This is a genomic window from Rhodoferax sp. GW822-FHT04A08 (genome assembly GCF_058801025.1).
The window spans coordinates 827,220-849,475 of sequence record NZ_JBXAMW010000001.1 but is presented as its reverse complement, the minus strand read 5'-3'; the positions used below and the strand labels follow the sequence as shown (position 1 = coordinate 849,475).

The 22,256-nt window shown below is 48.7% G+C and carries 17 protein-coding genes and 1 tRNA gene; all 18 read right to left on the bottom strand.

Annotation, left to right across the window (positions count from 1 at the left end):
* Positions 1-63: 63 nt before the first annotated feature.
* Positions 64-693 (bottom strand): ATP-dependent Clp endopeptidase proteolytic subunit ClpP, encoded by a 630-nt coding sequence (clpP, locus tag AC1RMF_RS03960; RefSeq protein ID WP_342617372.1) that lies wholly within the window; start codon positions 691-693, stop codon positions 64-66.
* Between the two features lie 118 nt (positions 694-811).
* Positions 812-2,122, bottom strand: a complete 1,311-nt coding sequence (gene tig, locus AC1RMF_RS03955; RefSeq protein WP_493139705.1) for a trigger factor — start codon at positions 2,120-2,122, stop codon at positions 812-814.
* 86 nt (positions 2,123-2,208) lie between these two features.
* Positions 2,209-3,168, bottom strand: a complete 960-nt coding sequence (gene fcl / locus AC1RMF_RS03950; protein WP_493139703.1) for a GDP-L-fucose synthase — start codon at positions 3,166-3,168, stop codon at positions 2,209-2,211.
* Entirely contained in the window at positions 3,158-4,333 is a 1,176-nt protein-coding gene (gene gmd, locus AC1RMF_RS03945) for a GDP-mannose 4,6-dehydratase (RefSeq protein WP_493139701.1), read from the bottom strand. The genes fcl and gmd overlap by 11 nt, the downstream gene beginning before the upstream one ends.
* A 24-nt stretch (positions 4,334-4,357) precedes the next feature.
* Positions 4,358-5,491 carry a glycosyltransferase family 4 protein gene (locus AC1RMF_RS03940; protein WP_493139699.1) on the bottom strand — a complete coding sequence of 378 codons (1,134 nt, stop codon included), beginning with the start codon at positions 5,489-5,491 and terminating at the stop codon, positions 4,358-4,360.
* Between the two features lie 14 nt (positions 5,492-5,505).
* Positions 5,506-6,249: a glycosyltransferase family 2 protein gene (locus AC1RMF_RS03935; protein WP_493139697.1), complete on the bottom strand. Its 744-nt coding sequence runs from the start codon at positions 6,247-6,249 to the stop codon at positions 5,506-5,508.
* 139 nt (positions 6,250-6,388) lie between these two features.
* On the bottom strand, positions 6,389-8,929 hold the full coding sequence (locus AC1RMF_RS03930) for a hypothetical protein (RefSeq protein WP_493139693.1): 2,541 nt from the start codon (positions 8,927-8,929) through the stop codon (positions 6,389-6,391).
* Between the two features lie 30 nt (positions 8,930-8,959).
* Positions 8,960-9,355: a GtrA family protein gene (locus AC1RMF_RS03925; RefSeq protein WP_493139691.1), complete on the bottom strand. Its 396-nt coding sequence runs from the start codon at positions 9,353-9,355 to the stop codon at positions 8,960-8,962.
* The gene (locus AC1RMF_RS03920; RefSeq protein ID WP_493139689.1) at positions 9,352-10,086 is read right to left on the bottom strand and encodes a class I SAM-dependent methyltransferase; all 735 of its coding nucleotides are present in this window, start codon (positions 10,084-10,086) and stop codon (positions 9,352-9,354) included. The genes AC1RMF_RS03925 and AC1RMF_RS03920 overlap by 4 nt, the downstream gene beginning before the upstream one ends.
* The gene (locus AC1RMF_RS03915; RefSeq protein WP_493139687.1) at positions 10,083-11,117 is read right to left on the bottom strand and encodes a glycosyltransferase family 2 protein; all 1,035 of its coding nucleotides are present in this window, start codon (positions 11,115-11,117) and stop codon (positions 10,083-10,085) included. The genes AC1RMF_RS03920 and AC1RMF_RS03915 overlap by 4 nt, the downstream gene beginning before the upstream one ends.
* A gap of 27 nt (positions 11,118-11,144) precedes the next feature.
* Positions 11,145-12,185, bottom strand: a complete 1,041-nt coding sequence (locus AC1RMF_RS03910) for an FkbM family methyltransferase (protein ID WP_493139685.1) — start codon at positions 12,183-12,185, stop codon at positions 11,145-11,147.
* Between the two features lie 19 nt (positions 12,186-12,204).
* Positions 12,205-13,533, bottom strand: a complete 1,329-nt coding sequence (locus AC1RMF_RS03905; RefSeq protein ID WP_493139683.1) for an ABC transporter ATP-binding protein — start codon at positions 13,531-13,533, stop codon at positions 12,205-12,207.
* A complete protein-coding gene (locus AC1RMF_RS03900; RefSeq protein WP_493139681.1) occupies positions 13,523-14,353 on the bottom strand; it encodes an ABC transporter permease in 831 nt (276 codons plus the stop codon). Before AC1RMF_RS03900 ends, AC1RMF_RS03905 begins: the two co-directional genes overlap by 11 nt.
* Positions 14,350-16,311, bottom strand: a complete 1,962-nt coding sequence (locus tag AC1RMF_RS03895; RefSeq protein ID WP_493139678.1) for a glycosyltransferase family protein — start codon at positions 16,309-16,311, stop codon at positions 14,350-14,352. Before AC1RMF_RS03895 ends, AC1RMF_RS03900 begins: the two co-directional genes overlap by 4 nt.
* A gap of 12 nt (positions 16,312-16,323) precedes the next feature.
* Complete coding sequence (locus AC1RMF_RS03890) at positions 16,324-17,310, bottom strand: GDP-L-fucose synthase family protein (protein WP_493139676.1); 987 nt, start codon at positions 17,308-17,310, stop codon at positions 16,324-16,326.
* A gap of 101 nt (positions 17,311-17,411) precedes the next feature.
* Positions 17,412-18,848, bottom strand: a complete 1,437-nt coding sequence (locus tag AC1RMF_RS03885; RefSeq protein WP_493139674.1) for a mannose-1-phosphate guanylyltransferase/mannose-6-phosphate isomerase — start codon at positions 18,846-18,848, stop codon at positions 17,412-17,414.
* Positions 18,849-18,985: 137 nt separating this feature from the next.
* A tRNA-Leu gene (locus tag AC1RMF_RS03880) sits at positions 18,986-19,072 on the bottom strand.
* 27 nt (positions 19,073-19,099) lie between these two features.
* Complete coding sequence (locus AC1RMF_RS03875) at positions 19,100-22,255, bottom strand: efflux RND transporter permease subunit (protein WP_493139673.1); 3,156 nt, start codon at positions 22,253-22,255, stop codon at positions 19,100-19,102.
* Between the last annotated feature and the right edge of the window lies 1 nt (position 22,256).

The window sequence follows — 22,256 nt, the reverse complement described above, 5'->3', positions numbered from 1 at the left end:
AATAAAAAACGGTGCCTACCCGCGAATAGGCACCGCTTCAGCAGGGTTTAGACCCAGGCCGGATCAGGGACGCTTGGAAATCACCTGATCCACCACGCCGTACTCCTTCGCCTCGTCTGCCGACATGTAGTAGTCACGCTCGGTATCGCGCTCGATCTTGTCCAAAGGCTGGCCGGTGCGCTCGGCCAGAATCTTGTTGAGCTGCTCGCGCGTCTTCAGGATTTCGCGCGCGGCAATCTCGATTTCCGTCGCCTGCCCCTGGCTGCCACCGGATGGCTGGTGAATCATGACCTTGGAATTCGGCAACGAGAAGCGTTTGCCCTTGGCACCAGCAGCCAGCAGGAACGCGCCCATGCTGGCGGCCATGCCTGTGCACAGAGTCGACACGTCGGGCTTGATGAAGTTCATCGTATCAAAAATCGCCATGCCGGCGCTGACGGAGCCGCCAGGTGAATTGATGTAGAAAGAGATGTCCTTGTCCGGATTTTCACTTTCCAGGAACAGCAACTGGGCCACAACCAGATTCGCAGTCTGGTCATTGACCGGACCCACAAGAAAAATCACGCGCTCTTTGAGCAAGCGTGAGTAGATGTCGTAAGAACGCTCGCCACGCCCCGACTGCTCGATCACCATGGGCACCATGCCCAGGCCTTGAATGTCCATTGCGCTCGGCGCTCCGTATTTCACGTTCATAGCAACTCCAGAAAAGGTCTACCAACTGTAACTAAAAATTTGACACAAAAACAAATGGGGCTATTGCGCGGAACTGCAAGTCCCGCACAAGCCCCATTTATTTCGCGTTCTTGGCAGATCAGTTCTGAGCCATCAGGTCGTCGAAGGAAACAGACTTCTCGGTCACCTTGGCCTTGGACAACACGAATTCAGTCACATTGTTCTCAATGACAATGGCTTCCACTTCCGCCATGCGACGGTTGTCGCCGTAGTACCAACGCACCACGTCAGCCGGTTTTTCGTAGCTGGCAGCCAGTTCGTCGATGTGTGCCTTGATCTGCTCGGGCTTGGCTGCCAAGTCATTGGCGCGCACCAGCTCAGCCACGACCAGGCCCAGACGCACACGGCGTTCAGCTTGGGGGCGGAAGATGTCATCAGGGATAGGCGCCTTATCGGCGTCCTTGATACCACGTTGTTTGAGGTCAGCACGAGCGCCCTCCACCATGCGATCCAGTTCAGCCTGAACGCTGGATTTGGGCAAGTCCAACTCAGCCTTGGCGATCAGGGCGTCCATCACCGCTTGCTTGTTGCGGTTCAACAGGCGGTATTTGACTTCGCGCTGCAGGTTCTTGGTGATATCGGCGCGCAGGCCTTCCACGGTGGCATCGGCAATGCCCAGCGCCTTGGCCAAGGCGCCGTCCACTTCGGGCAAATGCGCTGCTTCAATCTTCTTGACCGTTACCAGGAAGTCGGCCGTCTTGCCAGCCACATCCTTGCCGTGATAGTCCTCAGGGAAGGCCAATGGGAACGTCTTGCTTTCGCCGGACTTCATGCCGCGGGTCGCTTCTTCAAACTCCTTGAGCATCTGGCCATCGCCCAGAATGAACTGGAAGTCGGTTGCCTTGCCGCCGGCAAAGGGTTCGCCATCAATCTTGCCTTCGAAGTCCACAGTCACACGGTCTGTGTCCTGGGCAGCGGCGTCGTGCGGGCGCTGAGCGAAAGTGCGACGTTGCTTACGCAGAATTTCAACCGTCTTGTCGACAGCAGCATCAGTCACTTCGGTGCTGATCTTTTCGACTTCAGCCGTGGTCAGATCAGCGATCTTGACTTCAGGAAAGACTTCAAAAACGGCGTCAAAAGCCATTTGGCCTTCGGGAGCAGCTTCGGACTCAGTAATGCGGGGCTGGCCCGCAACACGCAGCTTGGCTTCATTGGCGGCGGTGGCAAATGCCTCGCCGACCTTGTCGTTCATCACTTCGTAATGCACGGAATAGCCGTAGCGCTGGCTCACCACATTCATGGGAACCTTGCCAGGACGGAAGCCGTCCATCTTCACCGTGCGAGCGAGCTTGCGAAGACGGGACTCCACTTCATTCTGGATGATGCCCACAGGCAGCGTCAGCGTGATCTTGCGCTCAAGTTTTTCTAGGGTTTCTACAGTAACAGCCATCACTCACTCCTGGTATTTTGGTGTGCTTAAGTCAACCCGCGATTGTAGCCGACGGGCAAAGTTGGCCTGCAAGGGCTAGGTTCACCTCAGAGGCCGCGGCGCAAAAAGTCTTCGTAGGCTTTGGCGAGTCCGACCGACAACGGTGTCTTGGCCGTCCACCCCAATGCATTGAGTTTGCTGCTGTCCATCCACTTGCGTGGCGCGCCATCTGGCTTGGAAGTATCGAACGTGACTGCGCCGCTGTAGCCTACCGCCTGGGCTACCGCCAGGGCCACTTCAGCAATAGTTACGTCGCTGCCGTAGCCCACATTGATATGGCTCTGCATGGGTTTGGTCTGAGACTGGTAGACCTCCAATGGCAGTTGCATCACAAAGACGCTGGCTGCAGCCATGTCGTCCACGTACAGGAATTCCCGGCGCGGTGTACCTGTTCCCCAGATAGCCACTTCAGGAGCACCACTGACCTTAGCCTCATGGAAGCGGCGAATCAATGCGGGAATGACATGGCTGTTGTCCGGATGGTAGTTGTCGCCAGGGCCATAAAGGTTGGTCGGCATCACGCTACGGTAGTCACGGCCATATTGCCGGTTGTAGCTCTCACATAGCTTAATGCCGGCGATTTTGGCGATGCCATAGGGCTCGTTGGTTGGCTCCAAAGCTCCCGTCATCAACGCGTCTTCAGTCATGGGTTGAGCTGCCAAACGGGGATAAATGCAGCTTGAGCCGAGAAACATGAGCTTCTGCACACCATTCAAGTGGGAGGCATTGATAACATTGGCCTGCACCATCAGGTTGTCATAAATGAAATCCGCAGGATACGTGTTATTGGCGTGGATACCTCCAACTTTGGCAGCAGCCATGTAAACCTGCGTAGGCTTTTCCGTTTCAAAAAATTCCCGTACCGCCCTTTGGTCACACAGGTCCAGCTCACTACGACTGCGGCTAACGATTTGTTCGGGTGCAACTCCTTGAGCCAGCAAGGTGCGCACAATGGCAGATCCAACAAGACCCATGTGCCCAGCGACAAAATACTTTTCAGTTTTCATGACCAACCGAAACCGTATAGCCATGGTTTTGAAGCAAAGCATGACGCTTGGCGTTATCCAGGTCACTGGCAACCATTTCGCGGCACATCTCGTGCACGGTAATCTCCGGCACCCAACCCAACTCCGCCTTGGCACGACTGGCGTCCCCGAGTAGTGTTTCCACTTCGGCTGGACGGAAGTAGCGTGGATCGACTCGGACAACCACATCGCCAACCTTGACCGCAGGAGCATTGCCGCCTGCAATTGCAACCACTACGGCACACTCCTTCACCCCCTCGCCTTCAAAGCGCAATGTCAAGCCCAGCGCTTCTGCAGTCCACTGGATGAACTCACGCACGCTGTACTGCTTGCCAGTCGCAATCACAAAGTCTTTGGCAGCTTCCTGCTGCAACATCATCCATTGCATGCGTACGTAGTCCTTGGCGTGCCCCCAGTCTCGCAACGCACTCATATTGCCCATGTATAGGCATTTCTCCAACCCTTGAGCGATATTGGCCAAACCACGGGTGATCTTGCGGGTAACAAAGGTCTCACCCCGGCGGGGGCTTTCATGGTTGAAAAGTATCCCGTTGCAGGCATACATGCCATAGGCTTCGCGATAATTCACGGTGATCCAATAGGCATACAGCTTGGCCACCGCATATGGACTACGCGGGTAAAAGGGAGTGCTCTCCTTTTGCGGAATCTCTTGCACCAAACCATACAACTCGCTGGTGGAAGCTTGATAGAAACGTGTCTTCTTTTCCAGACCAAGGATTCGGATTGCCTCTAGCAGACGCAAAGTCCCCATGCCATCAACATCGGCTGTGTATTCCGGACTTTCAAAGCTGACCGCCACATGGCTTTGCGCCCCCAGGTTGTAGACCTCGTCGGGCTGCACCTGCTGAATGATGCGCGTCAGGTTGCTGGAATCACTCAGATCGCCGTAATGCAACTTGAGCTTGGGGCCGTTCGCATCAGAATTCAGATGCGGGTCCTGATATATGTGATCTATCCGGTCGGTGTTGAAAGAGCTTGCACGGCGCTTGATGCCATGCACTTCATAACCTTTTTCCAGAAGAAACTCGGCAAGGTAAGAACCGTCCTGGCCTGTGATACCGGTGATGAGGGCGACTTTGGATTTCTGATTCATAAGTTTTGTAATGTGAGAAGACGGTGGGAGCATTTTAAGGTTCGGATTCCACCTTAATCATGCACAGTCTTTGTTACAGGCGTTCTGGAGCACGTCACGATAAAGGTCTACATACGAGCGCACCATCTGGTCGGACGTAAAGTACGTCCAGTAGCGCTTCTCTGCGCGCTCGCCCATGTCTGCTGCGACACTTGGGTTGTCCCACAAATAGCACATTGCATTACGCATGGCCAAAGCATCGCCGGGTGGCACAACCAAGCCGGTTTCGCCTCCAATATTGATGAACGTTGTGCCTGTTCCAATTTCGCTGGAAATCATAGGCTTGCCATACATCGCACCTTCAAGCAGAGAAATACCGAAAGCCTCGGAGCGCAAATGAGATGGAAAAAGAACGCCGTAACAAAGTGTCAATAGTGCAGCCTTGTCTTCATCCGGCAAAAAACCGAGAAAATGGATATTGCGTAAGCCAAGTTGCTCCGCTTGAGCCTTCAGCGCTGACTCTATCGGGCCCGCCCCGACAATGACGATTGGGTAGTCGGTGCCCTGCGCAGCCTCCACCAGAATATGCAGACCTTTGTAGTAGCGAAGTACGCCTATAAATAAGAAGAACTTTGGTCCAAGCACTTTACGCCAATTAGCCAATCGAGCGGCAGACGGTATGGGATAGCTGCTCTTATCGAGGCCAATGGGAATAACACTGACCTTGTGCTTGTACTTGTCCAGCACATCACTTGTCTCAAGGTAATTGGGAGAAGTGGCCACAATACGACTCACGTCAGCCAGAAATTTGAACATGATTGGCCGATATAACCTGAGTAGACTTTTTTGGCGAATTATGTCCGAGTGATAGGTAACAACGGTTGGCTTCTTGACACGCGTCGCGAAATGCACAACGTCCATGAATGGCCAAGGAAAGTGGTAATGAATAACATCCGCGTTCTTGGCGAGATTCTTGAAGCGCATAAGCGCCGACAATGAGAATCCGGTAGAGGCTATCTGCACGTCCATTCTGGCGCGATGGGCCTGGTAGCCATCCATCTCGGTAACGCGCTCGACTTTCTGGGTCGTCAACGAGAGCACATCAGTATGAACACCCAGTGAAGCAGCGCCTCTGGCAATCTGATTGATAACCTGCTCTACTCCGCCCATGGAATCAGGAAAAGCAGTCTTGTAAAAGTGTAGTACGCGCATTCAGTCCTTGACGCCTAGCCCATTAGGGACTTCCACCATACCGCGTAGGGCTGAGCCAACCACCATTTCATGGGAACCCGTCCATAGTACTTGCGTACCACCGCCATGGCCTCCCGGTAGTGACGTCGACGCAGTGTCTTTGTCTTTGTCTGTGCATGCTCACGGTTCACAGCCACAAATTCGTCTACAAAATGCAAGGCGCCAAATCGTTGGTACAGACGCCACCATAAGTCATAGTCCATCGCCATATGCAAACTTCCGTCAACTCCGCCTACTGCTTCCCAGGCGGAGCGCCGAATTAACGTGGCCGGTTGAGAAATAATGCAACGTAGTGCCATACGGTCCACATTGAATCGCTCAACCCAGACTGGCTTCTTTTCCCCGGTATCTTCAACCACGTTCCACACACGTCCATAGACTGCGGGCGTAACAGGGTCCGCCTGCAACTCAGCGAGCAATTTCTCCAAAGCATTCGGCAAGAACCAGTCATCACTGTTTAGCCAACACACATAAGGAGCAGTACCCCTCGCTATGCCTTCGTTGATCGCAGCGGCTTGTCCGTCGTCCGCGACAGAGCGCCACCCAGCAAGGCGATGTGACCACTTGTGTATGACATCCAACGAATTGTCTGTGGAGCCACCGTCAAGCACGAACACCTCCACTTGTACCTGTTGCCGAAAAATGGATTCAAGGGCATCACCTAGAAATTGACCTTGATTAAAGGAGGGAACGACTACCGTTACACTAGCATTGACCATATAAACCGTTAAAGGAGCATCATAACTATTTAACGCGCATATTAAGATGAATTAATGAGTACGAGATACCAAAATCAATGAGGAATAGCAAAGAGGTCAACAAGAAATCTCTATTTACCAAATAAAAAAGGAGGCACATTCATCTAACAACATGAATATCACAGCCGATACCATCAAACCAAGCATTTCCATCTTGAACGAGCCGAAATTCTATATTTACAGCGTCATTTTGACCAAGCAACTGCCGCATATCAAATTGCGATGGAGTAAAAACGAACCCTTTTGACTCACCGCTCTTCAAAACCAGTGAACCAGCCTTCAGTACTTTTCCATACATAATACCTTCAGTGGCCAAAGGCAACCTGTAACCATTATCCCAAAGCAACATTCTCCCAACGGAATCTTTGACATGAAATCCTATATTGAGTGGGTAACGACCATGCCCAAACATCCAATCAAAATTACTTTGATTTGAAACATTTATTTCGAAAGATTTGTAATTGGAAGAAGAAATAGCTTTCCCCATTGCGTTGCAATCAATATTTCCACGCACATCCGACAAAGGCTCCAACTTCTGAAATCCTTCATAACGACCTATTTCCGCCGCAGTATAAAACAGACTGGGAACAGTTGATTTCTCGAATATTATGTTTTCACCAGAATGATTCTTACTCAACAATGTTTTTAACACAGATAAATTAATCATCCGCGAAGATGCCCCCTCCAACTCACCTCTGCTTTTATAAATTTCAATTTTATTAGCACTTAGATATGTTTCATCATAAGTCAAACGAAAAACTGGAGGCTTCAATTTAAAAAAGGTAAGCTTACTATCATCATCATTAATGATATCGCCTTCAATCCGTGGAAGGAGAGCCTTTTGCAGACGCTCATATTCACTTAAAGAAACCACGCGCCTATCTACAACAACTGCAGAAAATCCGGCGTAAGCAATTTCATCCAATAACTGATCAATTGGCAAACTGGCAATTTTCATGTGCCAATTGTCAACTGGACTATTCTTTGAAGCACCATTACTCCAACGCAGCGAAGTCGAATGCAAATAGAGCCTCACATGTGCAAATGAACCCCAACCGTAATACGGACTATCAATTAGCCACTGTGAATACGGATATTGATAAATCATAGCTCCAGATGGCAAGAGACTCTCAATATGGGAAACAAATCTTTTTTCAGCCAAGAAACGACTCTTAGTACTATCACTGCCTTTTTCCACATCATTTGGCAATTGATCGTATATGCTTAGAGCGGAAATAAATACCAATCCAATAACAATAAACCAACGAATGCTCGACTTAACCCTCTTCAACCAATATGTAACAAAGCAACCAAATCCAAAATACAGAGAAAATATTAAAAACAAAGGAAATCTATCATAAGCTCTGATCGTCGGAAATACTAAAGCAACTAGACTCCCAAGCCCCCCTTCAATAGAAAAAAGTAAAATATAAAGGCTTAGTACGCTTAATATCCATATCTTCCCGAGCTCCCCCTTCAAATCCTCAATTACAAATGCATTACCACCAGCACCCCAAGAAAATTTAGGCACAACAATATAGCTAAGTGCAAATAGCAAAAACACCGAGCCCAATATTCCAAGCGGAACATAAACAAGCTGTGTCTTGAATATTCGAACAGCATCACTAGTAGCAATAATTTTTTTGCCCAAGTCAGCAAAACTCTTCACTCTATGTTTAACAGATGGCGCCACCAACAGTTTAACGCTGAGCGCATATATTTCAGCCTCAAAAGCATGTCTCACCAAGGCCGGATCCTGCACTCCATTTGGAAAGAATTCATCTTTATTGTTATTCTTGTATGTAGATATAGGTAGAGAAATTATGTAGGCCGTCAAAAGCAAAATAACCACATATATTGTGGGAACATACAGATTTACGGGCTTCCTAAAGTCACCAAGAAATACTCGCAAGAAAATAGAAAAGCCCAACAACAACAAAGTAAAAAATGCATAATAGCCGTCAGATATTGTTATCAGAAATATAAACAAAACACCGAGCAAAAATTTTGTCGAAAGAAATAAGTCCTTAATTGCGTTGAGCCGGAATTCCTTCTTAGCGGGGAAATCACAAGCAAATTCACCCGACAATACCCAAACCACCACCACCAATGCCAAAGGCACCATGTAGTAATTAGGCAGAAATGCATAAGCAATGTAGTTAAACTTATAACTTAACAGCGAACACATTACCGCAATCAAAAAGGATGGGAAACGCAATATCCCGAGCAATCTGCATGAAAAATAAGTGCATACAGATATAAGTGAAAAACTTAGCAAATAATATATTTGCTGAACTGCAACTGCACCATCCACAAACTTAGAGATACAAAGCATTACGACCGAGTGCAACAAGCTCGTCTGCGCTGCCGAATTGTTATGCCAATGAGCAATACTCGGAGCACCCAAGAATTTATTATCTAACACCCATCCACCATCAGTAACCATTTTGGTGAGAATTAGCTGCCAGGTTTCATCACTATTATTCTCACGATAATCTAACGGAATAGACATATCCCAATGCCACAGATTCATAGCGGCAAATGCAATCAATAAGGGAATTGTTGCAACAAAAAACAAAATAAAGATATCTTCAAATAATCCTAGATATTTAAATTTTCCGAAGCCAATTTGTCGTCTCATGGAACCCGTTCCAAAGTAAAAGCTCATCCTTCACCAATCCTTTTTTTCAGAACGAAAGACAAACAAACGGCAGCCAAAAAACATTGAAATGGTGTAAATACCTATGCCAAAGACCTGCACCAAATACTGCCCAACAAAATAGTATTTATTAATAGCCAAGACAATCCCCAAATTCATCAAATAAGAAATCGCCGCAACCAACAGATACCTTGGCAGAACATCCTCAATTGATCGAGAATCATCAAAAGTCCAAAATTTATTGAGAGCAAAACTTGCAGCCAAACCAATTGCATATCCCAAAGCATTGGCTATAACTGGCCCCGAGTGAAAGAAAAATATTACCGCATAAATGGACATCAATCCGACAAAAGTATTAAAAATTCCAACCATTCCAAACCGAATAGCCTGCCTATAAATTGATGTCACTTTTGTTTTCGCGCGGTCATTCTATACTGCGCACCTATACTAAGCCATTCCATATGTCGCTCCATTGGTCTCAATGCAGATAAAATAGCGGGAAAAAACAATTTGTAATCAACTCTCGCATCCCCCCATCCGCTCGCCAATGCTCGATCTCTCATTATTTTTCCACGAATTAATTTTGCGTTAACATCAAGTGGACAGGTATTTACAGCTTTTACAGTTAATGGATTTAGAGGATTGTGCTCATAAATTACTAGTAGGCCCCCAGGTCTAGTGACACGGTAAAGTTCACCGAGCCAATAATGATGCTCCGCATGTGGTATATGATGAAACACGCATGCAGAAAAAACTATATCCTGACTGTTTTCCTCTAAAGGAATATTGTCTAATATCTGAAGATATTTCTCATCGCCAGGAAATCGAGCTTGGGCAATCTCAATACTACGAACGGAAACGTCTGCGCATGTCAGACTACTGGTCGAAAAATATTTCCTAATATAGGGAATAGAATTTCCAATCCCACTACCAAAGTCGAGTATATTTGATTCAGCACTCGGGATCTTTTTTGTATAAGACCGGAGGTCTGCAATCTTATATTCTGAAAAATATTCAGGAGACTCCCCAGTTATGGCAATATTTTCCTGATGCTGAACTCTATACTCATCCGCCAAGGAGTCAAATTCAGCACGCATTTTACTTTTATTCTCTGCATCACCTCGCTCATCAATTTTCATTCTTGAGTCCTAGTGAAAACATCTGATGTCGACTCAGATAATATTTTTCCATGGGATACTATTTCTTGAACTATAAAAAGTGGACGACCTTTTGTCTCCATATACAGCCTCCCCAAATACTCACCAAGCACGCCGGCAACGAATAGTTGTACGCTCCCCAGGGCCAAAATAATAACGGCAAGAGATGTCCATCCTTCAACTGTATTTCCTAGAAAATACTGAAGGAATACATATGCGATTAATACTAACGTTGCAATAGCAAAGTAAAACCCTACGTAGGATGCCATTCTAAGTGGTCGAATTGAAAAACCAGTTACGGCATCTATAGCAAACTTTATCATCTTAGAAAGAGGATACTTGGTTTCACCCGCAAACCGCGCTGCACGCTCATACGGCAACGCTTCCTGCTTAAGGCCTATCCAACTTACCATACCCCGTATAAACCGATGATGCTCTGGCATTCTATTCAAAATATCCACAGCCCGTCTACTCATAAGACGAAAATCACCGGTATCTCGTGGTATCTCAATGTCAACCATTGAATTAAGTAATCTATAAAATGCAAATGCAGATACTTTCTTAAAAACTGTCTCACCTTCACGGCGCACTCGCTGCCCATATACCACTTCACATCCATCATCCAACCGCGCCATCATTTTGGAAAGCAGTTCAGGAGGATCTTGTAAGTCTGCATCAATTATGAATACTCGCGCACCTCTGCAAAACTGCAACCCTGCCGACAAAGCCAATTGATGTCCATGATTGCGAGATAAATTGATTGCTACTACATGTTTATCCGACTTCGAAAGATCACACATAATGCTCCAAGTATTATCTTTAGAGCCATCATTTACAAGAACCAATTCAAAAGAATCTCCAACACATTGTTTGCAAATCGCGTGTACGCGCCTGTGCATCTCAATGATTCCATCTGCTTCGTTATAGCAGGGAACAACCACGGAAAGTAACAATTCATTCATCGCAGCGCAATCTTTCAAAATTAATAATAATAATGCTTTAATCTTTTCCAAGCAATGGCATATATCTTAGTATAAGAATTACACTAACTGCCATGTTTCATCTGGTGTCTTCCAAAAATCCTCATTAACCGAAGATAGTATTGGATGCTGTGAAAATGCATCAGCGATGTCCAAAGGGAAAAATTTTTCCGTGGCAATATCGGAGCGCACGTAAAATGCGTTAAATCCACATGTTCCGATAGCGCATAACGTATAACCTTTTTCTTTCAGCAATTTATTCCATGCCGGCAAACTGGCAGCACCAGATTGAGGCCAGTCTTTTCCAAAGTTCCGTCTGTCCGGTTGGACTACACAATGCAAGTTACCAAAGCGCTTCTCAAATTCAACAACCAGTACACGCGGACGTATTGAAGTTAGAGATCTAATTATTTCATAATCACCGCCATCAATATCAATTGCCATCAAGTCTGGCTCTGCCTGCACCCTGCTTTCATGTATTAATGCATTAATATTTTCAGGCGTTACTTCCCGCTGCATAATGAGTGGAGAGAAATAGGAATTCGTGTCACCAAAAGACATGTGGAAGTGCTTCGTAGAGAAATCTCGCGCAAAAAAATACTGCATCCTTTTACACTCTAGATCATCAATTTCAATAATTATTCCGTGCCAGCCATGATTCACAATTAGATTTGTTGACAAATTTTCTGGTACGCCAATGTCAGAATCACTGCAGTTGCTGCCTATTTCAATCACATTTCTATTTGTGTATCCGATTTGACTGAATATTCTCAGCAGTACTCCATCTTCATCATTTTGGGAAAATACTCTAAAGCCACTTTCAAGCAATTCCTTGTATCCAATTCTTTCTTGACAATTTCTTTGCCAGTAATTCATTAACAGCTTATGCAAAGTTGAGTCGTCGTTAGGTAGAAAGTTGCGACGCATCCTTGGTGACAATATCTCTAGCTGTCTCAGCACAGAGCTCTGTTCGGCCACAAGCTTGATCACTGAGTTCTGTTCAGCTACGATATTCCTTAGCTGTTGAAGCTCATCTGTCTGCTTCTTTATCAGTGCTTCAATTTGCTTCAAATGACCGGAGTTTCCAAAAACGCTATTCATAATTTGCTACTTATATTCTCTATTGAAGTATCTCAACGGTTACATTGGGATTCATATTGAATACACCTCCGTAGTAGATGGCATTTGAAGCCTCCAATACCTGAATTTGTTCCACATCATGCATAAGCAAACTATTTTCTTCGAACTCACTTCGAGAAAAACCTTTATTTGCAACACCCACCGAAAAGGAATATTGGCCGGCTCTGAGATTTAGGAAAAACTTAAAGCGCACCAAGACATCCTTACCCATAGCTACTGGCTGCTCAAAGACTTGCATAGCGTAAGTGCTTGTCTCAAATATGGACCTACCTATCTTGTCTCTAATAATCAAGCCGAAAGCAGGACGTTCAAAGTATTTATTCAAACGAACCCTATACTGAACGATTAAGTCTCTTTCGCTTTCAATATATTCAATTGGACTTTCATTGCCATCAAGCAATTGGAAATCAATAAGTTCAGCATCATTATTAGTCGTAATAGTTGTTGCTTTTGTCCAATAGGTGTCGGCGTTTACATTTCCAGATTCCAATGGCTGCAAATTTTGGCTCTGTAATACGTCGACTACTCTGTCTCCCATATCTGTTATTTGTGCGACCATGCCCTGATATAAGTCGATTACATCCTTAGGCTCGCCATAGCTTATTAAATTGCCTCGACTCAGCAATACCGCTTTGTCACATAGATGTTTAATCGTATTAGCGTCATGGGATACGAATAGAAGCGTGCCACCCTTACTCTTGAACTGCTCAATTTTATGAAAACACTTTTGCTGGAAATATGCATCTCCAACCGCCAACGCCTCGTCAATGATCAGGATTTCCGGTTCAAAAGCAGTAGCCACGGCGAAGGCGACTCTCATTTGCATGCCACTCGAATACGTTGAAAGTGCTTGATCAAAATGATCACCTATATCGGCAAACGATTGGATTTCTTCGAACTTTGAATCTACTTCTTTTCTGCTAAATCCAAGCACTGCTCCATTCATATATACATTTTCACGCCCCGTAAATTCCGGATTAAATCCAGAGCCGAGTTCAAGCAAAGCTGAAATTCGCCCCCGTGTTGAAACGGATCCTGATGTTGGAGACAATGTACCTGTAATGATTTGAAGCAATGTGCTTTTACCACTTCCATTCAGGCCGACAATGCCACAGGATTCACCTTTACCAATATTCAATGAAATATCATTGAGAGCCCAAAATTCGTGAAAATACTGTCTGGGTGCTATTCCCACTATTTTTTGCACCTTTGGCAGGATAAGCTGCTTAAGTTGATTTCTGGGGCTGTCGTATATCTCAAAACGCTTGCTGACCCGTTCAACTACAATGGCATTGGAATTAGAGGACATTTGCAAATGCCCTCCGTGTCTTCTGGAATGATACAAACCCAAGCCACGCAACTACCAATGCAACCAGCAAGTAGATGGATAGCCCTAACCAGCTGGGTGATTGACCATATAGAAGTACTGCCCTCGCTTGCTCAATAATAAATGTCAGGGGGTTTAACATTAACCAGGGGCGGAAGGCTTCTGGTAATGCGGTAATGGGATAGAAGACTGGGGATGCAAACAATAAAATGGTCATTGCCAGACCGATTGGCTGAGCCACATCACGCAAGAAGACACCAAGCCATGCAAGTATCCAGGCAAATCCTAATGTCAAAATCACTAGAGGAAGTAGCACTATTGGCAGGAAAACGCTTGACCAATAGATACTACCTTGCACCCATGCCACTGCAATTACAAGCACAGCAGAACTTACCAAAGCGTGAAAAAGCGCAGAACTTAATGCCATAACAGGCAGCATTTCCAATGGAAATACTATTTTTTTGACGTAATTGACATTTGAAAGAATGATAGTTGGAGCGCGCTGCAATGTTTCTGCAAACAATCCATGGATAATCATTCCTACAAAAAGTAAAAGAGCAAACAGCGCTTTGCTCTCAGACACTCCCGTTCCCCATCTAGCCTTGAATACAATTGAAAATACAAAGGTATACATGGCAAGCAAGAGCATCGGATTGGCAAGCGACCAGAAAATGCCCAACACTGAACCTTTATATCTTCCAATAACGTCTCGCCTGACCAATTGCAACAAAAGACTACGATTGATCCACAGCGAGCGGAAAATTGACCAAGGCGATGTAGGCGGCGCCGAATGCGGGTTCATGGCGCACCGCTCAAGCGCTGCTTTAATACTTTTATCCTTGGGCCAAGACCCTGCTTGCGGATAGCATGAATTTGGGCTGTAATCCAGCGTCGATTGGTCAATCGCTGCATCAGCTGCTTGGCAGTAGATACGGGCGCAATGGCTGCATGCAATACTGGTTCAATGACTTGGCGGGGACCTGCATACTTCTTGAATGCGCCCGCACTGTAATCCCGGATAACCTCGTGTTCCGTCGCATCGTCTCCGCTTTTGGTCGGAAACTCGACCTGAAGGTCTATGCTTATAGTGGCAGGCAATTGTTGAGCAATTGAATGATCGCCAGTCAGCACAGCCAAAGGGCGATGGTGCAGATATCGTATTGCTGTAGCAATATCTTCTGGAATCGCATTCATTCGGAATATAAAACGACCATAACCACAAGGTCCGAGACGGTTTACGTGACCAAAATCCAGGACTTCATGTACGCCGTGAACAGGCAAATCACGATTCAATAATATTGCGGCAGTTGCAGCACAATGAACTTCCTCATCACGCTGCAACGCCCCGGCCAATACCGAAATATGATCCGATTGCAGACTCTCATTAGGTGCCACCACAATAAATGCATCTTTATTTTCAGCACCAATCAGCAATGCATTAATGACTCCGCCCAATCGACAGACTGATTTTATTTCTTTGTGAATCCCCGGCGTATAAAATTCAAGCGAGACAACTTCCAATGGAATACCAGATGCATTAATGGCATTTTTAATTTCGCCCAAATCTTCTGTCGAAATATTGACATCAACAACCAATGCAGCGGATATGTCACTATAGTCTTGAACAGCAACACTCCGCAGATGGCTTTGAAGTATCTCCGTTGAAAACTCAGGCATCAACATATTCAAGCTGATCTTCAACTTTTTCGACTCTGGCGGTGATTTCAGATCTTTTAATTGCTGTTTTCGAGCAAGAAATCCAGAATATAAATCGCTTAAATTTCGCGTCAGCGTGAATCTTTCACGGAATATTGATTGTGCTTGATGGATCTTTTGTAGCGCCATCTCCGGATTCTTGTGAGCCCACTGGATATGGTTCACAACATCGGCATGTATTTGCTCAATTGGTGCCCTGCTATCAATATATAGAAGAGAATCACCAAAAAATCGCTTGGCAAATGGATTTTCGTCACAAATAATCAAGGCACCGGCTGCAACACTTTCAAAAAGACGGTTGGACATCAGTTCAGACTCTTTGTGCGCTTGTGACGAAAGCACCAGTGCGATACCAGCGTTAGAAATCTCGTCAATCATGGAAATTCCATCAAATGGAATTTCCCGCACATAGCTCTCATAACCGGCCCATACCCGAACTCCAGAGAACAACGTTGGGCCGTAAATACGCAATAAGCCTGTCTTATCCAGTCGCTTAAGAACTTCTTGATGGCGTGACTTCCCTCCGTTTACAGCTTCCCAGTTGATTCCAGCGTAAAACAATTTGCCAGCCCCAAGTGATGGGGGGTGAACGATATCTGCCGTTGAGTGGTAAAGGTGGAATTTTGCAGGCAGGTGGTTGGAGGTCCCGCGAATCATTCGTGCTACATGATCGTCCGCAGCATCTGAGCTACAGCTTATGAAATCATCATGGGTAGTAAGGTTGCGTGAACAACGGGCATAACCCCATTCGTGATAGAACTTGAGTGGATTCCACAACGCTACAAATGAGAATGCGTCATATCTCTTGGGTGTGTCGTAGTGAAGGTGAATTACAAAATCAACTGTGGATTTGTTGGCTCTAATTTCGAGATCCGAAAGAAACCCACCTGCAGCATCCACCTCCACGCACTCAATGCCCAGTCCCTGGGCTGCGATTTTTAACCGTGCAATGCATTCATCTTCCGCGGTTTTCATTTCAGGCCACAGCTTGACCACGGCAAATCGTCCGAGCAATCCAGCCGGCAAAGTAAATTTTGCGTTCATTGTCATTCTGTATCAGGCCACCACACTATCAGCAGCAAATCGACTCAGAAAATCTTTGTACGCAAGTTGTAGACCCTCTTCTTCTCCCACCAAAGGCTTCCAGCCCAATGAACGAATCAATGAGGTATCGAGCAGCTTTCTCATCGTGCCATTTGGCTTAGCAGTGTCGTAAACAATCTTGCCTTCAAAGCCTACAACTTTGGCAATAATGGTCGCCAGTTCAGCAATAGAGAGATCGTGTCCGCAACCTATGTTGTAAAGGTCATGGGTGTTAGATGCTTGCATGACATATTTCATGGCGGCGGCCAGATCGTCAATATATAAAAGTTCGCGTCTTGGCTTTCCGTCACCCCATACAACAAATTCGGACTTCCCGGCCATTTTGGCTTCGTGCGTCCTGCAAAGGATACCAGCGACCACGTGGCTATGTTGAGGATGGTAATTGTCACCCGGTCCGTACAAGTTGGGAGGAATTACCGAAACGAAATTGCAACCATGCTGCCTACGATAGGCTCGGCACATTTCGATGCCTGCAATTTTACTAACGGCATAAGCGCGGATGTTGTCGTCGAGTACACCAGTAAATAGTGCACTCTCCGGGATTGGCTGAGGAGTATTGGTAGGATAAGTGCAATTGGAGGCGACAAAAACTAGCTTCTTTACCCCCGTTTGAAAGGCACCGTCAATAACGCTGCTTTGTATGGCTAGATTGTCACGGAGAAAATCTGCTGGAAGTGTGGCGTTGGCATGAATTCCACCCACCTTTGCCGCGATGTGGAATACTAGCTCGGGACTATTTTCCCGCATCCACGCCAGAACTGCATGCTGATCCGTCAAATCTAGTTCAGCACGGGACGTCAGTAATATTTGCGCGCCCTCCTTTTCCATGCTCCGAACCATGGCGGATCCGAGCATGCCTCGATGGCCAGTTATCCATACTTTCTTTCCTTCGAAAGATTTCACACCCTCGTGCGCATCCGTTTTTTTTTCTTCTGTCATTTTCTCTAATACTCCAAGCATTCAAATTGATTATGGTAATAATTTCTAATTCAATATTGAATTTGACCCAAAAATTTTCGATTCACCAGGGATACAAATGTCTATACACGCCCATAGTTATCCTGGAACCGGACAATGTCATCCTCTCCAAGATAAGCCCCACTTTGCACCTCGATCATCACCAGACTTAGCAAGCCCGGATTCTCCAGTCGGTGCTTATGCCCCGCAGGGATATAGGTGGACTCATTGGTATTGAGCAGAATATCCTGCTCGCCATTGACCACCTTGGCCATTCCATTGACCACAATCCAATGTTCACTGCGGTGGTAATGCATTTGCAAACTGAGCGATGCCCCCGGCTTCACCACGATGCGCTTGATTTTGAAGTTGGGGCCTTCTTCGAGCACAGTGTAGGTACCCCATGGCCGGTGCACCGTGCGGTGGAGCTTGTATGCGTCATGCCCTTCCTGCTTAAGGCGCGCATAGATGTGCTTTACGTCTTGAACCGAGGACTTGTCGGCCACCAGAACTGCATCAGGTGTATCGATGATGACAAGGTCGTTGACACCCACGGCACCTATGACTCGGTCTTCGCTGTGGACAGTGCAATTGCGGCTGTTGTACAGCATCGCTTGCCCTTCAATCCGGTTGCCATTTTCGTCAGGGGCCGCCAAGTCGCCCAGCGCGTTCCAGGACCCGATGTCACTCCAGCCAATATCGCAGGGCACCACTGCAACGATGGAAGATTTTTCCATCACGGCATAGTCGATTGATTCGCTGGGGACATCCTTGAAGCTTGCCGCGTCCAGCTCCGTCTGCACAAATCCCTTGCCTTCAGCAAGCCGCGAAACAGCCAGGCAAGCCTTGCAGGCGGAGAGGATTTCGGGGCAATGCCGCTCCATTTCGGCCAATATGGTTCCAGCTGCGAAGCAGAAAATGCCTGCATTCCAATGAAATCTGCCACTGCGCAGATATTCCTGAGCCTTTTCAAGATTGGGCTTTTCCACAAACCGCAGCACGGTATTGCCCTTGGCTTCGATATAGCCGTACCCAGTTTCAGGTGATTCCGGCTTGATGCCGAAGGTGACCAGCTTGCCCTCTTGGGCAAATGCCACAGCCTCGCCAACCGCGGCCGCAAAGGCTGGCTGATTGCTGATCATGTGGTCTGCAGCGAGCACCAGCATGACCGCATCCGCGCCATGCCGCTCCACAACTTGCAATGCCGCAACCGCAATGGCAGCAGCGGTATTGCGGCCGGCCGGTTCCAGAATGTAGGCAGTGCTCAATCCTTTCGAATTGACCTCACGCAATTCATCTTCCGTCTTGAAAAAGAACTCCCGATTGGTGACCGTCAGCACTTCGGTCGCATCGGGCAACAGTGCACCGCGCAAAAAGGCCTTCTGCAGCAGACTTTGACCATCTGCGAGCCGGATAAACGGTTTGGGATGATGTTCACGAGAAACCGGCCAAAGCCGGGAGCCTGCGCCTCCGCACAGGATGGTGGGTATTAGTTTTTTGGACACCAGTGTTTGAGCCATTAATGGCCCCCTTGAAGTACTGCCCCCATTCTAATTGAGTACGTATTACAGCTAGAACCAAGTTCCCGTGGGCAAACCGATTACACAAAGTAAAACGGCCAAAGTACAGTAACAATTTGTACTTTGGCCGTTCAGAGTGGTGCGCGGGGGGGGACTCGAACCCCCACACTGTTGCCAGCGTCAGGACCTAAACCTGGTGCGTCTACCAATTTCGCCACCCGCGCGCTATTTCAATTGGCAAGCCTGCGAGTTTAACCTGCCGCGGGAGTGTCCTTTCGAATCCGGAACCAAGCAGCATACATGGCAGGCAAAGCCAGCAGTGTCAGCACGGTAGCCACGATCAATCCGCCCATGATGGCCACGGCCATTGGTCCCCAAAAAACCGAGCGGGACAAAGGAATCATTGCCAGTACCGCCGCAGCAGCGGTCAGCACGATGGGGCGCAGCCTGCGCACGGCAGACTCCACAATCGCGTCCCAGGCCATGACCCCAGCCGCCCGGTCCTGTTCGATCTGATCGATCAGGATGACGGAGTTACGCTGGATCATGCCCATCAAGGCGATCACCCCCAGCAACGCCACAAAACCAAACGGCCGGTCAAACAGCAGCAGTGCAGCGGCCACGCCCGAAATGCCGAAAGGCCCGGTCAGAAAGACCAGCATGGCGCGGCTGAAGCTGTGCAGTTGCAACATCAGCAATGTGAAGGTGATGAACAGCATGATGGGAATGCCAGCGGCAATCGAGGAAGACCCTTCCGAGCTTTTTTCGACCGAACCAGCCACCGCCAAGTGATAACCAGGCGGCCATTTGGCGCTGAGTTCCTTGAGCTTGGGCAATAGCTCCGCAGTTACCGTGGCACCTTGCAGCCCGCTCACCACGTCGCACTGCACGGTGATCGCATAGTCGCGGTTCTCCCGCCACAGGACCCCGGGCTCCCAGGCAAAGACGGGCTTGGCGATCTGGGTCAACGGAATCGACTTGCCTGAAGTGGTGGGCAGGTACGCATTGCCAATGTCGGTTATGGCGTTGCGCTCCTCTAGCGGTTGACGCAACACGATGTCGATCAGCTTGTCGTCCTCCTGGTATTGGCCAATGGTGGTGCCCGCCAATATGGTCCTGGCCGACTGGGCAATCGACTGGCTGGTCACACCCAGCGCGCGCGCCTTGGCCTGGTCCACTTCCATGTGGAGTGCCTTGATGGACTCGTGCCAGTTGTCGTTTACGCCGCGCGTGTTCGGGCTGGCACGCATGGCCGCCTTGACCGTGTCGGCATAAGCTCTCAAGGCGATCGGGTCCGGTCCTTCCACCCGGAACTGCACTGGGTACTCCACCGGCGGGCCATTGGGCAGCAACTGGATCCGTGCCCTCACCTCCGGAAACTCCTGAGCCATCAGCCCGGGTAATAGCGACAGCAAACGCGAACGGCTCTTCAGATCCTTGGAGACGATCATGAATTGCGACACATTGGTCTGCGGAAAGATCTGATTCAGCGGCAAATAGAAACGGGGCACGCCGGAGCCGATCCAGGTGGATACCGTGCTGATGCCTTCCACACCCATCAAGCGCGACTCGATTCTCTTGGCCACCTCTTCATTGGCGGCGTAAGCTGCCCCCTCTGGGAGCCAAGCGTCCACCAGAATTTCCGGGCGTGCCGAGTCCGGGAAAAACTGCTGCTGCACCTTGCCCATACCCACGATACCCAAGGCAAACACCAGCACTGCAGCGCCAATCGTGAGCCAGCGGTGGGTCAGGCAGGCATTCAGCACACGCCTAAAGGCCATGTAGAAAGGCGTATCAAAGTGCTCGTGGGGCGCGTCGTGGCGAGGATCCTGTGGGTGGAACTGGTTGGGTTTGATCTTGAGCAGAACAGTTCCCAGATAAGGCACAAAGTAGACCGACACAATCCAGCTCAGGACCAGCGCAATCACCGTCACGGCAAAAATGGCAAAGGTGTACTCACCCGTCACCGACTTGGCTATGCCGATGGGCAGAAAACCCGCCGCCGTAATCAGCGTTCCCGTCAGCATGGGCATGGCAGTCACTTCATAGGCAAAAGTGGCCGCACGTACCTTGTCGTAGCCCTCTTCCATCTTGCGCACCATCATTTCCACCGAAATGATGGCGTCATCCACCAGCAGTCCCAGTGCGATGATCAGCGAGCCCAGCGAAATCTTGTGCAGGCCGATGCCAAAGTAGTCCATGGCCAGGAAGGTGACTGCCAACACCAACGGAATCGTGATGCCCACTACCAAGCCAGGACGAAAGTCCAGGTAGTACTTGCGCCACCAAGGGTTTTGTCCGGGATGTTTGTGGGTTCCCAGAGCCAGGAAGCTCACCGCCAACACGATGACCACCGCCTCTATAAGCGTACGCACAAACTCGCCCACCGAGTCCGACACCGCGCGTGGCTGGTCCTGGATCTGCACCAGTTGCACCCCTGCCGGCAGGGCCTTGGCAATCTTGTCAAAGGAAACCTTGAGCGATTTGCCCAGAGCAATGATGTCGCCACCCTTGGCCATGGACACGCCCAGCGCGATGACTTCCTTGCCCTGGTGATGCACCTTCACGCTGGGCGGATCGATATAGGCCTGAGTGATTTCGGCAATGTCGCCCAGACGGAATTGCTTACCTGAGGCCCCGCGTATCGGCATAGCGCGCAACTCGTCCAGCGACTTGAATTGCCCCCCCACGCGCACCTGCACCACGTCCAGCGGCGTCTGCACCGCGCCGGCACTTTCCACCGCATTCTGCTGGCTGAGCTGGGACAGCACCTGGTTCATATCCAGGCCCATCTGCGCCGCGCGCTTTTGCGATATCTCTACAAATAGCTTCTCGTCCTGGTCGCCAAACATCTGCACCTTGGCCACGTCGCGCACACGCAGCAGCTCCAGCCGCGCCTCGTCAGCAAAGGTTTTCAGTTCGGCGTAATTGAAGCCATCGGCCTCCAGCGCGTAGATCACCCCATACACGTCGCCAAAGTCATCGTTGAAGAAAGGCCCCTGCACGCCCTGCGGCAAGGTATTGCGCATGTCACCAATCTTCTTGCGCACCGTGTACCAGACGTTGGAGACCTCCGAGGGCTTGGAGGAGTCCTTGAGTTCCAGCGTGATTTGCGACAAGCCGGGCTTGGAGTAGCTGTGAATCTTGTCGGCGTAGGGTACTTCCTGCAGCGTTTTTTCCAGCTTGTCGGTGACCTGCTCGGCCATCTGCTGCGCCGTGGCTCCTGGCCAGTAGGTTTGCACCACCATGGCGCGAAAGGTAAACGGCGGATCCTCGTCCTGGCCGAGCTGGAAATAGGCCGCAATGCCCAAGACCATCAGCACCACCATCAGGTAGCGCGTCAGGGGGCCATGCTCAATGGCCCAGCGGGAAAGGTTGAATCCGGTGGAAGGCTGATCCTGTTTCATG

What these genes read in the sequence shown, in the direction of transcription:
- clpP (WP_342617372.1), bottom strand. Translation starts at nt 693, where the DNA reads ATGAACGTGAAATACGGAGCGCCGAGCGCAATGGACATTCAAGGCCTG.
- tig (WP_493139705.1), bottom strand. Translation starts at nt 2,122, where the DNA reads ATGGCTGTTACTGTAGAAACCCTAGAAAAACTTGAGCGCAAGATCACG.
- fcl (WP_493139703.1), bottom strand. Translation starts at nt 3,168, where the DNA reads ATGAAAACTGAAAAGTATTTTGTCGCTGGGCACATGGGTCTTGTTGGA.
- gmd (WP_493139701.1), bottom strand. Translation starts at nt 4,333, where the DNA reads ATGCTCCCACCGTCTTCTCACATTACAAAACTTATGAATCAGAAATCC.
- AC1RMF_RS03940 (WP_493139699.1), bottom strand. Translation starts at nt 5,491, where the DNA reads ATGCGCGTACTACACTTTTACAAGACTGCTTTTCCTGATTCCATGGGC.
- AC1RMF_RS03935 (WP_493139697.1), bottom strand. Translation starts at nt 6,249, where the DNA reads ATGGTCAATGCTAGTGTAACGGTAGTCGTTCCCTCCTTTAATCAAGGT.
- AC1RMF_RS03930 (WP_493139693.1), bottom strand. Translation starts at nt 8,929, where the DNA reads ATGAGACGACAAATTGGCTTCGGAAAATTTAAATATCTAGGATTATTT.
- AC1RMF_RS03920 (WP_493139689.1), bottom strand. Translation starts at nt 10,086, where the DNA reads ATGAAAATTGATGAGCGAGGTGATGCAGAGAATAAAAGTAAAATGCGT.
- AC1RMF_RS03910 (WP_493139685.1), bottom strand. Translation starts at nt 12,185, where the DNA reads ATGAATAGCGTTTTTGGAAACTCCGGTCATTTGAAGCAAATTGAAGCA.
- AC1RMF_RS03905 (WP_493139683.1), bottom strand. Translation starts at nt 13,533, where the DNA reads ATGTCCTCTAATTCCAATGCCATTGTAGTTGAACGGGTCAGCAAGCGT.
- AC1RMF_RS03900 (WP_493139681.1), bottom strand. Translation starts at nt 14,353, where the DNA reads ATGAACCCGCATTCGGCGCCGCCTACATCGCCTTGGTCAATTTTCCGC.
- AC1RMF_RS03895 (WP_493139678.1), bottom strand. Translation starts at nt 16,311, where the DNA reads ATGAACGCAAAATTTACTTTGCCGGCTGGATTGCTCGGACGATTTGCC.
- AC1RMF_RS03890 (WP_493139676.1), bottom strand. Translation starts at nt 17,310, where the DNA reads ATGACAGAAGAAAAAAAAACGGATGCGCACGAGGGTGTGAAATCTTTC.
- AC1RMF_RS03885 (WP_493139674.1), bottom strand. Translation starts at nt 18,848, where the DNA reads ATGGCTCAAACACTGGTGTCCAAAAAACTAATACCCACCATCCTGTGC.
- AC1RMF_RS03875 (WP_493139673.1), bottom strand. Translation starts at nt 22,255, where the DNA reads ATGAAACAGGATCAGCCTTCCACCGGATTCAACCTTTCCCGCTGGGCC.